Origin of the sequence: Brevundimonas sp. NPDC090276 (assembly GCF_044772165.1) — a bacterium.
Lineage (GTDB): Bacteria > Pseudomonadota > Alphaproteobacteria > Caulobacterales > Caulobacteraceae > Brevundimonas.
The window spans coordinates 270,247-284,333 of the sequence record NZ_JBIVYK010000002.1; the positions used below are offsets into that span (position 1 = coordinate 270,247).

Annotated in this window: 11 protein-coding genes; 2 read left to right on the forward strand and 9 right to left on the reverse strand. The window is 66.3% G+C overall.

All coding sequences use genetic code 11. The annotated features are described in order from the left end of the window. Nucleotides 1-1,134: a M48 family metallopeptidase gene (locus ACIQTU_RS07100; RefSeq protein ID WP_400544454.1), complete on the forward strand. Its 1,134-nt coding sequence runs from the start codon at nt 1-3 to the stop codon at nt 1,132-1,134. Here ACIQTU_RS07100 and ACIQTU_RS07105 read toward each other — a convergent pair. The 3 genes from ACIQTU_RS07105 to ACIQTU_RS07115 all read right to left on the reverse strand — a co-directional run bounded on the left by ACIQTU_RS07105 (nt 1,042) and on the right by ACIQTU_RS07115 (nt 3,046). Then, complete coding sequence (locus ACIQTU_RS07105) at nt 1,042-1,962, reverse strand: MBL fold metallo-hydrolase (protein WP_400544457.1); 921 nt, start codon at nt 1,960-1,962, stop codon at nt 1,042-1,044. The two genes, ACIQTU_RS07100 and ACIQTU_RS07105, sit on opposite strands and share 93 nt — an antisense overlap. A 138-nt stretch (nt 1,963-2,100) precedes the next feature. After that, nucleotides 2,101-2,505: a TIGR01244 family sulfur transferase gene (locus ACIQTU_RS07110; RefSeq protein WP_400544460.1), complete on the reverse strand. Its 405-nt coding sequence runs from the start codon at nt 2,503-2,505 to the stop codon at nt 2,101-2,103. Between the two features lie 4 nt (nt 2,506-2,509). Next, entirely contained in the window at nt 2,510-3,046 is a 537-nt protein-coding gene (locus ACIQTU_RS07115; RefSeq protein WP_400544463.1) for a hypothetical protein, read from the reverse strand. 271 nt (nt 3,047-3,317) lie between these two features. On the opposite strand from ACIQTU_RS07115, the gene ACIQTU_RS07120 reads away from it, so the two are divergent. After that, entirely contained in the window at nt 3,318-6,512 is a 3,195-nt protein-coding gene (locus tag ACIQTU_RS07120; RefSeq protein ID WP_400544466.1) for a TonB-dependent receptor domain-containing protein, read from the forward strand. A 308-nt stretch (nt 6,513-6,820) separates the two neighbouring features. On the opposite strand, the gene metH is transcribed toward ACIQTU_RS07120, so the two are convergent. The 6 genes from metH to ACIQTU_RS07150 all read right to left on the reverse strand — a co-directional run bounded on the left by metH (nt 6,821) and on the right by ACIQTU_RS07150 (nt 14,045). After that, the gene (gene metH, locus ACIQTU_RS07125; protein WP_400544469.1) at nt 6,821-9,487 is read right to left on the reverse strand and encodes a methionine synthase; all 2,667 of its coding nucleotides are present in this window, start codon (nt 9,485-9,487) and stop codon (nt 6,821-6,823) included. Continuing rightward, nucleotides 9,487-9,999: a hypothetical protein gene (locus tag ACIQTU_RS07130; protein WP_400544471.1), complete on the reverse strand. Its 513-nt coding sequence runs from the start codon at nt 9,997-9,999 to the stop codon at nt 9,487-9,489. Before ACIQTU_RS07130 ends, metH begins: the two co-directional genes overlap by 1 nt. After that, nucleotides 9,996-11,090, reverse strand: coding sequence for a homocysteine S-methyltransferase family protein (locus ACIQTU_RS07135; protein WP_400544474.1), 1,095 nt, complete (start codon nt 11,088-11,090; stop codon nt 9,996-9,998). The genes ACIQTU_RS07130 and ACIQTU_RS07135 overlap by 4 nt, the downstream gene beginning before the upstream one ends. Next, nucleotides 11,091-12,038 (reverse strand): methylenetetrahydrofolate reductase [NAD(P)H], encoded by a 948-nt coding sequence (metF, locus tag ACIQTU_RS07140; RefSeq protein ID WP_400544477.1) that lies wholly within the window; start codon nt 12,036-12,038, stop codon nt 11,091-11,093. Next, the gene (locus tag ACIQTU_RS07145) at nt 12,038-13,000 is read right to left on the reverse strand and encodes an ArsR/SmtB family transcription factor (protein WP_400544480.1); all 963 of its coding nucleotides are present in this window, start codon (nt 12,998-13,000) and stop codon (nt 12,038-12,040) included. The genes metF and ACIQTU_RS07145 overlap by 1 nt, the downstream gene beginning before the upstream one ends. A 115-nt stretch (nt 13,001-13,115) precedes the next feature. Next, nucleotides 13,116-14,045, reverse strand: a complete 930-nt coding sequence (locus ACIQTU_RS07150; protein ID WP_400544483.1) for a 2-hydroxyacid dehydrogenase — start codon at nt 14,043-14,045, stop codon at nt 13,116-13,118. Nucleotides 14,046-14,087: the final 42 nt, after the last annotated feature.

Below are 14,087 nucleotides of genomic sequence, written 5' to 3' on the forward strand. Positions count from 1 at the left end.
ATGCAGGGACGGTTTTACGATGGGCTGAGCGCCCGCCCCTTGACGGTCGAGGTCGAGTGGGCGGACGACGGGCTGCGCTTCGAAGCAGACGAGGCCCGATTCTGGCCCCGGGACGGGTTGAAGGTCGTACGCGAAGGCGATCAGGCGCGACTGTCGCATCCGTCCGAGCCTGACGCGCGGCTGGTGCTGTCCGACGCCGACTGGACGATGCTGGGCGGATCGTTCTGCGTCGAGAAGCGCGGCCGGGCCCGGGAGTTTCGGCTGGTGGCGGGTTTGGCGGCGGTCGGCCTGTCGGTCACGGCCTTCGTCTTCTGGGGCGTGCCGGTCTTCGCCGGGCCTCTGGCGCGGGCCACGCCGATCGAGATGGAACAGAAGATGGGCGACAGCTTCGACGCCCAGATGGGAGCCATGTTCCGCCGCTGCGAAGGCGAGGCGGGGCAGGGCGCGCTTTACGAACTTGGCGTGCGGCTGGCGGGCCAGTCCGACACGCCGTTTATTGTGCGGGTGCGGGCGGTTCAGGCGCCCTTCGTCAACGCCTTCGCCCTGCCGGGCGGGGCGGTGCTGGTCACGGACGACCTGATCCGCGAGGCCGAGACGCCCGACGAACTGGCCGCAGTCGTGGCCCATGAGGTCGCCCATATCGAGCAGCGCCATGTCATGCAGGCGGTCTGGCGCAGTCTGGGCGTGGGCCTCCTGCTGGACGCCGTGGTCGGCGGCGGCACCGGGGCGGGCCAGCAGGCTGTCTTGCTGGCGGGGCAGGCGACTGACCTGCGCTATGGCCGCGAGGCCGAACTGGAGGCGGATGCGCGGGGGCAGGCCTTGCTGGTCGGCGCGGGCCTGTCGTCGCAGGGCATGGCGCCCTTCTTCGAGCGGATGCACGGCGAAGGTGAAGACGAGCGTCTGGCCACGGCGGCCGAGTTCGTTTCGACACATCCGGATTCGGGGCGGCGCGCCCAGCGGGCTCGGGACGGCGCCAGGCCGGGGGCTGCGGCCCTGTCGCCCTCTGAGTGGGCCGCCGTTCGCACCAGTTGCGGCGCGGGCTCAAAGGATCCGGTAACGCGCCTCAAGGACCGGCTGCGGCGTCGCGGCGACAAGGCCCCGGTCGACCAGGGCGATCAGGTGCGCCAGGACTGACAGGCTGGCCGCTGGCCACAGCCGCTGATCGACGGCGGCATACAGGGCCGGGACCATCTGGGCGATAGTTTCGTCGCCCGCCGCCAGCCGCGCCAGAATCTGCGCCTCGCGCTCCAGTCGGTGATGGCGATAGGCTTTCAGGAAGGGGGCGACCTGGGTGATGGCCGGGCCATGTGTCGGCCAGATGGTCGAGAAGCCGCGCGCCAGCACCCGGTCCAGGCTGGCCATATAGGCCGTCATGTCGCCGTCGGGCGGGGCGACGACCGTGGTGGACCAGCCCATGACATGATCGCCGCTGAACAGGGCGTTCTCCTCGCGCAGGACGAAGGCCATGTGGTTCGACGCATGACCGGGCGTGGCCATGGCTTCCAGGGTCCAGCCGTCGCCCTCGACCCTGTCGCCGTCGCCGAGGATGACGTCCGCCCGGAAGTCGGCGTCGTCATCCTCGTCCATCGCGGCCGCATCCATCTGATCCGAGGCATGGACCGTCGCGCCGTGCGGCGCCGCCGCCAGAATGGCCGCCCCGCCGACCGCCTCGGCCAGGGCGTGCGACAGAGGCGCGTGATCGCGGTGGGTGTGGGTCACCAGAATATGGCTTACCGTGCGGCCCTTAACCGCCCGCAGCAGAGCGTGCAGGTGGGCCTCGTCGTCGGGGCCGGGATCGATCACCGCCACGCTCGCGCCCGGCATGTTGCGCCCAACGATATAGGTCCCGGTCCCTGTAAAGGTGAACGGCCCCGGATTGTCGGCGATCACCCGCTGGATCAGCGGCGAGACCTGATCGCGATGGCCATAGGTGAAATCGAACTGGCGGACATAGGGGATCACGGGCGGGCGTCCTCAGAAGACGATGGCGGGCGGCGCGGCGCCGACCTGTACGACCAACGCTTGTAACCCGATCCGGCGCCGACGCCGCGATCCTGAACCGATGTTTTCACGCCCGCGTCGCGTGGGCCGCAGTCGGTTCTAGAGAGGCAGACGGCTCAGATCGTAGCCGGCCGCCAGCGCCGCCGTCCGTAGTTCCTCGGCGTCGACGCCGCGCAGGCGCTCGGCCATGGCCCAGGTTGCTGCCGATCGCATGCCGGAACGGCAGAACATCAGGGTGGGCGTGGACTTGTCCAGCCATTCGCCGACGCGGGCCACCGTGTCGGGGTCGGGCATGCCCCGTATCGGGGCTTCCAGATAGTCCAGACCTGCGGCTTCGGCGGCGGCGCGCACTTCGGCGCCGGTCGGCTGGCCTGGCTCCTCGTGATCTGGGCGGTTGTTGATGACCCGGCGTAGCCCCAGCGTGGCGGCGAGCGCGGCCAACTCATCCGGCGCGACCTGACCGGCGAGCCAGATGTGATCGTTCAGTGCGATGGGGGTCGCCATTTTCCTACTGTCTCCTGACACGCACCGCGCGGCTGCGGCCGGCGGTGAGTTGATAGCTGCCCAGGGCGGCCCGGCGCACCCTGACATCCATGCCCGCGCGGTTCTGGAAACGCACCGGAGCAGAGTCGATCTGGCGCCATTCGGATCCATCCGCCAGTCGGAATAGCCACTTGCCGTCCAGGCCCTGGCCTGCGCTCACGAGGCTCGTTTCAACCGCGTCGATCTTTTCCTCCGCTTCATCGCGGCTGAACATCGAAGTCAGGGCGGGCATTTCGAAGCCGAAAAGCTGACGTCGGGCTTCGCGAATCTGGCCGCGATCGACCACGACCACGTCGCCTTGACGTTCGGCGACCTCCAATGCCCCCGCCGCATGATCGAAGCAGGCCAATCGCTCCGTGTCGACCGCCAGCGTCCGGCATCGACCGAGCTCGCTCAGAAGGGCTGATCGCTCGGAGGTGGTGTTTTGTGCCGATACGGCTCCCGGCAGCAGCAATGCGGCGGAAATCGCGGATACGAAGGCGATTGTTTTGCGCGTGGTCATGATTTTCGGGTGGACTCGTTTTTAGCAATCGCAGTGAATTCGCCTTTGCAGGCGGAAATCTAGCATAGGCTGGGCGTGGCGATTTTGCGACATATGAGAGGCGACTTTATTGCAAAGCCGTAATTTGCCTGTCCGATATAGATGCTGCCCGGCTAACCTCGGCGGTAGCTATCGAGTCGAGTGCTTTTTGAGGTGCTGTCGACTTTGGCTGTGGGGGCAGGATTCAGCACAAGCTTGGCCGTTGCTTCCCACAACATCAGGAGGGTGACACTTGAAGTTTCAAACCAAACGTGAGCGGCTGTTGGCGTCCACGATGATCGCGGGCTTTGCGCTCGTCGGTCTCGCGGCTCCCGCCATGGCTCAAACGACCCCGCCGGCTCAACCTGAGCAGGCCAGCCAGGTCGAAGACGTCGTGGTCACCGGTTCGCGCATTCGCCAGCCGAACCTGACCACGACCAGCCCGGTGACCCAGGTCACGGGCGAGGACATCGACGTCCAGGGCGTGACCCGCGTCGAAGACCTGGTCAGCCAGCTGCCGCAGGCCTTCGCCGCGCAGAACTCGACCGTCTCGAACGGCGCCTCGGGCACCGCGACCGTGTCGCTGCGCAACCTGGGTTCGTCGCGCACGCTCGTCCTGATCGACGGCAAGCGCATGGGCTATGGCTCGCCGCAGGACGACGCCGCCGACCTGAACCAGATCCCTGGCCAGATGGTCGAACGCGTTGAAGTTCTGACGGGCGGCGCCTCGGCCGTTTACGGTTCGGACGCCATCGCCGGCGTGGTGAACTTCATCATGCGCCGCGATTTCGAAGGCATCGAAATCGACGCCCAGTACGGCTTCAACCAACACAACAACGACTACGACGGCGTGGGCAACCTGCGTAACGTCCTCGCGGGCCGCGCCGCCACCAACCCCTCGCAGTTCAAGCTGCCCGACGATAACGTCACGACCGGCTTCAGCCGCGAAGTGAACATCCTGATGGGCGTCAACGCCCCCGACGACCGCGGCAACATCACTCTGTACGCCGGCTACCGGAAGAACAACAAGGTTCTGGGCCGCGATTACGACTATGCGTCGTGCTCGCTCGGCGCACCTGCCGCCGCGACTCCGAACGATTTCGCGTGCGCCGGTTCCGGCACGTCGTTCCCGGGGCAGTTCGCCGATTTCGGTTCGAACTCGTTCGTGATCGGCGGCGTTGATGTGAACCCGATGCCGGGCTTCACCTATACGGTTGGCGGTCCGGGCTTCCGGAACTATTCGGGCGCTACGGATGCCTACAACTTCGGGCCTCTGAACTACTATCAGCGTCCCGATGAGCGCTACACGCTCGGAGCCTTCGGCCACTATGACGTGACCGACAAGATCGAGCTCTACACCCAGCTGATGTTCAGCGACTATTCGACGATCGCTCAGATCGCGCCGTCGGGTAACTTCTTCGGCGAGTTCAAGAACGGCTTCCGCACCACGGACGGCTCATCGTTCATCAACTGCGACAACCCGCTGCTGAGCGCCCAACAAGCGACGGCGATCGGTTGCGGCGCCCAGGCTCTGGCTGCTTACAACACCTGGGTCATCCAGAACGACGACGATACCTTCGCCTTGTCGTCGCCGGGCGGCACCACGCCGGGCGGCAATCAGGCCTTCCGTCTGCTGGACGATCCCAACCTGGTGCCGATGTATATCGGTCGTCGTAACGTCGAGGGCGGTGGTCGTCAGTCCGACCTGCGCTTCCAGGCTTACCGCGGCGTGTTCGGCGCCCGCGGCGACCTGAACGACGCCTGGAGCTACGATCTGTCGATCCAGTACTCGCGCTCGCAGTACACCAACATCTATCGCAACGAGTTCTCCAACACGCGCCTGGCGCGTGCCCTGGATGTCGTGACCGATCCGGTGTCGGGTCAGCCCGTGTGCTCGGCCGTTCTGGCTGGCATCGACGCGGACTGCGTGCCGTACAACATCTTCTCGGCCGGCGGCGTGAGCCAGGCGGCGCTGAACTATCTGCAGGTGCCGCTGATCGCGACGGGCTGGACGACCCAGCAGGTCGTGTCGGCTTCGCTGACGACGGACCTCGGCGCATACGGCGTCAAGTCGCCGTGGGCGACGCGCTCCGTTCAAGCCGCCTTCGGCGCCGAGTATCGCCGTGACGCACTGGATCTGACGCCCGACGTGTCGTTCACCAGCGGTGACGGCGCCGGTCAAGGCGGCGCGACCCTGGGCCTCAACGGCGCCAACCAGGTCTACGACGTCTTCGCCGAAGCCCAGATTCCGATCGCTGAGGGCATGGCCTTCGCCGACCAGCTGTCGATCGATCTGGCTTATCGCCACTCGGAATACGACCTGGGCGGCGGAACGGACTCGTGGAAGATCGGCGGTGACTGGGCTCCGGTTCCGTCGGTTCGCTTCCGCGCCAGCGCCCAGCGCGCTGTTCGCGCCCCGAACGTGATCGAGCTGTTCACCGGCCAGGGCTTCAACCTGTTCGACATGGACTACGATCCTTGCGACGCCGCCAATCGTCCGGCTGCGGACGGACCGGTTCCGGCCTCCTGCATCGGCAACAATCCGTGGCAGGTCACCGCTGCTCAATCGACCGGCGGCAGCGTTTCCAGCCCCGCTGGTCAGTATAGCTTCCTGCAGGGCGGCAACCAGGCGCTGACGCCGGAAGAATCCGACACCATGACCTTTGGTGTCGTCTTCACGCCGGAGTTCCTGCCGGGCTTCAACCTGACGCTGGACTACTTCGACATCCAGATCGACAACCTGGTGTCGACGATCGGCGCGCAGAACTCGCTGGACGCCTGCTATAGCGCTGGTCTGGCTGCGGCTTGCGCCAACATCCAGCGTAACGCCAACGGCCAGCTCTGGGTCGGTACCGGCAACGTCGTCGACCTGAACACCAACATCGGCGGTCTCTCGACCTCGGGTGTGGACGTCGCCGTCAACTACAACCTGGATCTGGCCGACTTCGGCTGGGACCGCGCCGGCACCCTGGGCTTCGCCATGGTCGGCACCTGGCTGCAGTCGCTGGAGACGGACACGGGTCTCGGCTTCGCCAACTCGAAGTATGACTGCGCCGGCTTCTACGGTAACCAGTGCGGCGTTCCGAACCCGGAATGGCGTCACCGCTTCCGTGTTGACTGGGGCACTCCGATCGAGGGCCTGAACGTCAACGGTACGTGGCGTTACTATGGCGGCGCTGAAATCGCCGTCCTGGGCGCCGACGGCAGCCTCGGCAACGCGCCGGCGGCCCGTATCGACCGTGAGTTCGACGCCATCAACTACTTCGACCTGGCCGCCACCTGGCAGGCCCGGGACAACGTGTCGGTGCGTGCGGGCGTGAACAACGTCTTCGACACTGATCCGCCGCTGTCGTACTCGGTTGGCACGACGGGTAACAACAACACCTACCCGCAACTGTACAACGCCATGGGCCGTTACTTCTTCTTCGGCGTCACGGCGAACTTCTAAACCTCGTCAGAGGATTTGGACTTGGGGCGGCGGATCTTCGGATCCGCCGCCTTTTCTTTTCGACATGCGTCGCGGGATGTGGGGAGGCTCTGGTTGCGGAAGTCTTCATGCCGCCAGACGGCCAGCTATGCTGGTGCAGGTGGTCGAAGCGCACGACGTGACTGATCGCATGGCCGGATCAGCGGCGGCGGGCCTCGGCATCATCTGTTTGGGCGGACTTGAAGTCGGCCGCTTCCGCTCAGGTCAGAATGGGGCGAGGGCCGACGACGGGCGCGTGACGCCCGCCGTCTGGCGCAGTTGCTCTGGTCCTAGGCGGCCGTGTCGCGGGCCGCGGCGCCGGGATCGTAGTTGAGGATGGGCGCCAGCCAGCGTTCGGCAGTCTCCAAGTCCCAGCCCTTGCGGGCCGCGTAGTCCTCGATCTGATCGCGGTCGATCTTGCCGACGCCGAAATAGTGGCTGCCGGGATGGCCGAAATAGAGGCCGCTGACCGAGGCCGGGGGCGTCATGGCGTAGCTTTCGGTCAGGGCCATGCCGGCGTTGTTTCCGGCGTCCAGCAGACGGAACAGGGTGGCCTTTTCCGTGTGGTCGGGCTGGGCCGGATAGCCGGGGGCGGGGCGAATGCCCTGATACTTCTCCTCAATCAGGTCCTGCACCGAGGTCGCTTCGTCGGGCGCATAACCCCAGAGCTCGGTCCGCACCTTCTTGTGCAGGGCCTCGGCGAAGGCTTCGGCCAGGCGGTCGGCCAGGGCCGTGGCCATGATCGAGGAGTAGTCGTCGCCGGCGTCCTTGAAGCGCTTGGCGATTTCCAGTTCGCCGTGACCTGCCGTGACGGCGAAGGCGCCGATGTAGTCTTGGCCTTCCTCGGCGATGAAGTCGGACAGAGCCAGGTTGGGCTTGCCGTTCGACTTCTTGATCTGTTGGCGCAGGGTGTGGAAGCGGGCGATCTCCTCGGCGCGGTCCTCATTGGCATAGACGGCGATGTCGTCGCCCACGGCCTGGGCCGGCCAGAAGCCGACAACGCCCTTCGCCGTGAACCACTTCTCGTCGATGATCCGCTTCAGCATGGCTTGGGCGTCTCTGAACAGGTCCTGCGCCGCCTCGCCGACGATCTCGTCTTCGAGGATCAGCGGGTAGCGGCCGATCAGTTCCCAACTGGCGAAGAAGGGCGTCCAGTCGATGTGGTCGGCCAGATCGGCCAGATCCCAGGCGTCGAACGCCCGCACACCGATAAAGGACGGCTTGCCCGGCATGGGGGCGGCGGGATCGGCGTTGAAGCGGTTCTCGCGCGCCTGCTGCAGCGTGGCGCGGGCCTTCACCTCTTGCCCCCGCGCGTACTGCTCGCGGATGCGGATGTATTCGTCGCGGGTGGCCGCCTCATTGTTGGCCTTTTCGGTGGGCGACAACAGGCCCGACACCACGCCTACGGCGCGGCTGGCGTCGATGACATAGGTGGTCGAACCCTTGCGATAGCCGGGCTCGATCTTGACCGCCGTATGGGTGCGGCTGGTGGTGGCACCGCCGATCAGCAGGGGAATGTCGAAGCCGCGCCGCTCCATCTCGCGGGCGACATAGACCATCTCGTCCAGCGACGGGGTGATCAGGCCGGACAGGCCGATGATGTCGACCTTGTGCTCGATGGCGGCGTCCAGGATGCGGTCGGCCGGGACCATGACGCCCAGGTCGATGACCTCGTAGTTGTTGCACTGAAGCACGACGCCGACGATGTTCTTGCCGATGTCGTGGACGTCGCCCTTGACCGTGGCCATCAGGATGCGGCCGGCCTGCTCGCGCGGCTTGCCGGCCTTTTCGGCCTCCATGAAGGGTTCCAGCCAGGCCACGGCCTGCTTCATCACGCGGGCGGACTTCACCACCTGCGGCAGGAACATCTTGCCCGAGCCGAACAGGTCGCCGACCACGTTCATCCCGTCCATCAGCGGACCTTCGATGACGTGCAGGGGGCGCTCGACCGACAGGCGGGCCTCCTCGGTGTCGGCCTCGATGAACTCGGTGATGCCGTGGACCAGGGCGTGGGCGATGCGGGCCGCGACGGGCTGCTCACGCCACTTCAGATCGACGACACGGGCCGCACCCTTTTCGCCCTTGTAGGACGGGGCCATGTCCACCAATCGCTCGGTGTTGGACACATTGGTCCGCTGCGGCCGGTTCAGGATCACGTCCTCGACGGCTTCGCGCAGTTCGGCGTCGATGTCGTCATAGACGGGCAGGTCGCCGGCGTTGACGATGCCCATGTCCATGCCGGCGTTGATGGCGTGGTACAGGAAGACGCTGTGGATGGCCCGGCGCACCGGCTCGTTGCCGCGGAAGCTGAACGAGACGTTCGACACCCCGCCCGAGACGCGGGCGTAGGGCAGGGTGCGCTTGATCTCGCGCGTCGCCTCGATGAAATCGACGGCGTAGTTGTCGTGCTCCTCGATCCCCGTCGCCACGGCGAAGATATTGGGGTCGAAGATGATGTCCTCGGGCGGGAAACCGACCTCGTTGACCAGGATGTTGTAGGCGCGGGTGCAGATCTCGATCTTGCGCGCGGCGGTGTCGGCCTGGCCCACTTCATCGAAGGCCATGACCACGACGGCGGCGCCGTAGCGCAGGCACTTGATTGCGTGCTCGCGGAAGGCGGCCTCGCCCTCCTTCATCGAGATCGAGTTGACGATCGGCTTACCCTGAACACACTTCAGACCCGCCTCGATCACCTCCCACTTGGAGCTGTCGATCATGACCGGGACGCGCGCGATATCGGGCTCGGCGGCGATCAGGTTGAGGAAGGTGCGCATGGCGACGGCGCCGTCCAGCAGGCCTTCGTCCATGTTGATGTCGATAATGGCGGCGCCGGCCTCGACCTGCTGGCGCGCGACGTCGAGAGCGGCGGTGTAGTCGCCGTCCACCACCAGCTTACGGAACTTGGCCGAGCCGGTGACATTGGTCCGCTCGCCGACGTTGATGAAGATTGGGCGCATCAGTTTACTGGCAATTCGCGAAGCATATGAAGAATGTAGGCGGCTCGGAAAGTTGTCTCGCCGGCTAACTCGGCCCTTAGGCTCGAAGCCAGATCCACAACGGCCCCGCTCCGATCACCGTTCGCGGCTAGACGCCACGCAGCCTCGCGGCTGCCGTTGCGGGCGAACTGTTTCATGGCGCCAGGCGGAAGCTCGTATTCCCAATCCATGCCAAGTTGGCCGATCCAGTTGCGCCAGACCTCGGCGTCATCTTCGTGCCCCAACGCTCGCAAGTGATCGAGCATGACGTGGAACCGCTGTCGTGCGGTATCCATCTCCTCATTCGACAACCCATTGCCCGGCCCTACGCCTGGGTCGGTGCTATCGAAGAAGATGAAGAGCGCACGGAGCGTCGTCGGCAAATCAAAAGGCTCGCCAGCGTCGAACGATTGCCAATAGAGGCTCCCAGCTTCAACGAAACGACCTCCACAATCCGCGTCGTAAGCTTGCTTCTGCAGCGTCGAACGGGTCACGCCACCAGCTCGAACGGTTCCAGCCCGGCCAGCCGCATGGCCACAGGGCGCTCGGGGATTTCACGCGGCTTAAGCGGGGCGACTTCTTCGGCGACGTGCTTGATGTGGTCGGGGGTGGTGCCGCAGCAGCCGCCGACGATGTTGACCAGGCCCGAGGCGGCCCATTCCTCGATGAAGTGGGCGGTTTCGTGCGGCTGTTCATCGTACTGGCCCATGGCGTTGGGCAGGCCGGCGTTGGGGTAGGCGGCGACCAGGGTGTCGGCCACGCGGCTCAGTTCGGCGATGAAGGGGCGCATCAGGTCGGCGCCGAGAGCGCAGTTGAAGCCCACGGCAAAGGGCTTGGCGTGGCGCACGCTGTTCCAGAAGGCCTCGGCGGTCTGGCCTGACAGGGTGCGGCCCGAACGGTCGGTGATGGTGCCGGAAATCCAGATGGGCAGGGCGGGCAGGCCCTCGTCCTCAAGGTCCTTGATGGCCTTGATGCAGGCCTTGCAGTTCAGCGTGTCGGTGATGGTTTCGATCAGATAGAGGTCGACGCCGCCCTCGTTCAGGGCCTTCACCTGATGGCGATAGGCCTCATAGACCTGATCGAAGGTGACGCTGCGGGCGCCGGGGTCGTTCACGTCCGAGGACATGGACAGCATCTTGGTCAGCGGGCCGATGGAGCCGGCGGCGAAGCGCGGCTTGTGCGGCTCTTTCTCCGTCCAGCGGTCGGCGGCGGCGCGCGCCAGTTTGGCCCCTTCCAGATTGATGTCCCAGACGGCCTGGGCGTCCAGGTGATAGTCGTCCTGGGCCAGCACCGTGCCGGAGAAGGTGTTGGTCTCGCTGATGTCCGCGCCCGCGCCGTAATACTGGTCGTGCAGGTCGGCAATGATGTCGGGGCGGGTGATGCAGAGGATGTCGTTGTTCCCCTTCATCTGGTGCTTTTCGTCATAGCCGTTGGCCGCGACGAAGCGGTCGCCGCGGAAGTCGGCTTCTTCCAGCCCGCGCCGCTGGATCATGACGCCCCACGACCCGTCGAGGACCAGGACGCGTTCCTTGGCCGCTGCATGAAGCGCTGCGATCCGTTCGGGACGAGACAGGGGAGAGGTCATTTACGCAACAGCCTTGGTTTCACGCACGCCCAGCACCCGGCAGATGGCATAGACCAGCTCGGCGCGGTTCAGAGTGTAGAAGTGGAAGTCCGAGAAGCCCTCTTCCTGCAGTCGCGCGCAGGTCTCGGCGGCGATGGAGGCGGCCAGCAGCTTGCGGGTCTCGGGATCGTCGTCCAGCCCGTCGAAGTGGGCCGCCAGCCAGTCGGGTATAGAGGCACCGCAGGCCGCGCCCATGCGGCTCAGGCCCTTGAAGTTGGACACCGGCATGATGCCGGGGATCAGGGGGATGGTCACGCCCGCCGCGCGGACGCGGTCGCGGAAGCGCAGGAAGGCCTCGATGTCGAAGAAGAACTGGGTCACCGCGCGCGTGGCGCCGGCGTCGATCTTAGCCTTCAGCACGTCGATGTCGTGGTCGATCGACGGGCTTTCCGGGTGGCGCTCGGGATAGGCGCCGACGGTGATGTCGAAGCCGCCGACGCTGTTGATGGCGGATGTTAGTTCAGTGGCGTTGGCGTAGCCGTCGGCGCGCGGGACATAGGCGCCGCCGATCCCGTCTCCGCCGGGCGGGTCGCCGCGAAGGGCGACGATGTGATCGACGCCGATGGCCTTGTAGCCCTCTATGACCTCATCGACTTCATCCCTGCTGGCCTCGACGCAGGTCAGGTGGGCGGCGGGACGCAGGCTGGTCTCGCTGATGATGCGTTGCACGGTGCGGTGGGTGCGCTCGCGCGTCGAGCCGCCCGCACCATAGGTGACCGAGACGAAGGCCGGGTTCAGCGGCTCTAGCCGGCGAATGGCGGACCACAGGTTGGCCTCGGCCTCGTCGGACTTGGGCGGGAAGAACTCGAAGGAGACGTTGACCGCGTTCTGGTTGGAACCGGCGCGCGCCACAGGGCCGAGCGGCGACAGCAGCAGGGCGCGGGCTTCGGCGAGAGAAGAGGGGGCCATCAGGCGGTCTTTCGTGCAGAGGCGGCGGGGCGTTCGGCGGCCCAGATGTGGACGGTCAGGCCCTCGGTGTCGGGCGGCAGGGCGACCGGGGCGTCGGCGGTCAGGCCTGCGCTTTCCAGCCATTCCTGGATTTCCTCGTCGGCGAAGCCGAGGCGGCGGTGCTGGTGCTCTTCGCGAAGTTGCTCCAACTGGTGAGGGGCGAAGTCGACGATCAGCAGCTTGCCGCCCGGCATGACCAGACGCGCGGCCTCGGCCACGGCGGCGGCAGGATCGGCCAGGTAGTGCAGGACCTGATGCACGATCACCAGATCTGCGCTGCCGTGCGGCAGGCGGGTCGAGAAGATGTCGCCGTGGCGCAGCTCGACCTTGTCCAGCCCGGCCTTGGCGACGTTGGCGCGGGCGATGTTCAGCATGTTCTGGCTCAGGTCGAGCCCGACCGACATCTTCGCCTTCTTGCCGAACAGGGTCAGCATCCGGCCCGAGCCGGTGCCCAGATCGACGACGCGCTCGAACGGGCCAGGACCGGCGGCCTGTTCGACGGCGGTCTCGACCGCGCTCTCGCAGACATAGAGACTGCGCATCTGGTCCCACTGGGGCGCGACCTGTTCGAAATAGCGGGCGGCGTCGACGGCGCGCTCCTTGCGCACCTCGTCCAGACGCCGGTGGTCGGCCTCGCCCTCGGCGTCGTCCAGCAGGTCCAGCACCGTGTCGATCAGGCGACGCGACAGGGCGTCGTGCGACAGGCGGTAGAAGACGCGCGCGCCGTCGGGGAATCGTTCGATAAGCCCGGCGTCGGCCATCAGCTTCAGGTGACGCGACACGCGCGGCTGGCTCTGATCCAGAACCCGCGACAGCTCCATGACGGACAACTCCTCGGCGGCCAGCAGCGACAGCACCCGCAAACGGGTCGGTTCGCCGGCGGCGCGCAGGGCCTCGACAGTCTGGTCAGCAGTCAACGTCATGAGGTCGTATAAAGATATCCTTATACGATTATGCAAGCAAAATCTGACCGTAAGTGTTGGAGATACTGCGGTTAAGCCGCATGGATCATTCGGAGACCCGCGAAATCGCGGCGGCTCAGGTCACGACGGGCGTTTTCAGCGGCTCGCCTGCGAAATGGGCCGACAGGTTCTGCAACAGCAGCATCAGCATCCCCTGAACCGCCTCAGTTGTGGCCCCGGCGGTGTGGGGCGTGAGGACGGTGTTGGGCACGCTGGCCCACCGTGCGGCGTCGGTCGGCTCGGTCTCGAAGACGTCGAGCGCGGCCCCGCCGAGGCGTCCGTCGCGCAGGGCGGCGATGACGGCGTCTTCGTCCACCAGTTGGCCGCGCGCGACATTGACCAGCAGGCCGGACGGGCCCAGCGCCTCGATCACCTCGGCCGAGATCAGGCCGCGATTGGTTTCGTCCGCGCGGCAGGCGACCACCAGAACATCCGAGGCGCGGGCCAGGTCGAGTAGGCTGTCGGCGCGGGGCCAAGCGGCTTCTTTCGCGCGCGGCGCCCACCACTGGACGTTCATCCGCATGACCTCGGCGCGGCGGGCGACGGCCTCGCCGATGGCGCCCAGGCCGACGATCCCGAGCGTCTGTCCGCCCATCGAGGGGGTGATGGTCTTGGACGCCGGGGTCCAGCCGCCCGCGCGCAACTGACGGTCGCCCTCGGCGATCTGACGCCGCGCGGCCAGTATCAGGCCGATGGCGTGATCGGCGACGTCTTCGTGATTGATGGCCGGGGCGTGGGTGACTGGCAGGCCGCGCGCGCGGCACCATTCCACGTCGATCCCATCATAGCCCGAGGTGAAGCAGGCGATCAGCGACAGGTTGGGCAGGCGCTCGATCAGATCCTTGTCCAGTTCGAACTCGCCCGCCACGACCAGGACGCGCACGTCGGCTGCAGCCTCGATCGGCGGCCCCTCCCAGAAGCGATAGACGTCGTAGGCGCCTTCGAGAAAGGCGCTGAGCGGGCCGAGGTGCCGCTGCATGATCAGGATGGCGGGGCGCTGGGTCATGGGCCTCAGACTAACCCGGTTCCGCCAGATCGCCAGCGGCCA

Coding starts and splice junctions, on each gene's coding strand:
- ACIQTU_RS07100 (WP_400544454.1), top strand. CDS start 1: ATGCAGGGACGGTTTTACGATGGGCTGAGCGCCCGCCCCTTGACGGTC.
- ACIQTU_RS07110 (WP_400544460.1), bottom strand. CDS start 2,505: ATGGCGACCCCCATCGCACTGAACGATCACATCTGGCTCGCCGGTCAG.
- ACIQTU_RS07115 (WP_400544463.1), bottom strand. CDS start 3,046: ATGACCACGCGCAAAACAATCGCCTTCGTATCCGCGATTTCCGCCGCA.
- metH (WP_400544469.1), bottom strand. CDS start 9,487: ATGCGCCCAATCTTCATCAACGTCGGCGAGCGGACCAATGTCACCGGC.
- ACIQTU_RS07135 (WP_400544474.1), bottom strand. CDS start 11,090: ATGACCTCTCCCCTGTCTCGTCCCGAACGGATCGCAGCGCTTCATGCA.
- metF (WP_400544477.1), bottom strand. CDS start 12,038: ATGGCCCCCTCTTCTCTCGCCGAAGCCCGCGCCCTGCTGCTGTCGCCG.
- ACIQTU_RS07145 (WP_400544480.1), bottom strand. CDS start 13,000: ATGACGTTGACTGCTGACCAGACTGTCGAGGCCCTGCGCGCCGCCGGC.
- ACIQTU_RS07150 (WP_400544483.1), bottom strand. CDS start 14,045: ATGACCCAGCGCCCCGCCATCCTGATCATGCAGCGGCACCTCGGCCCG.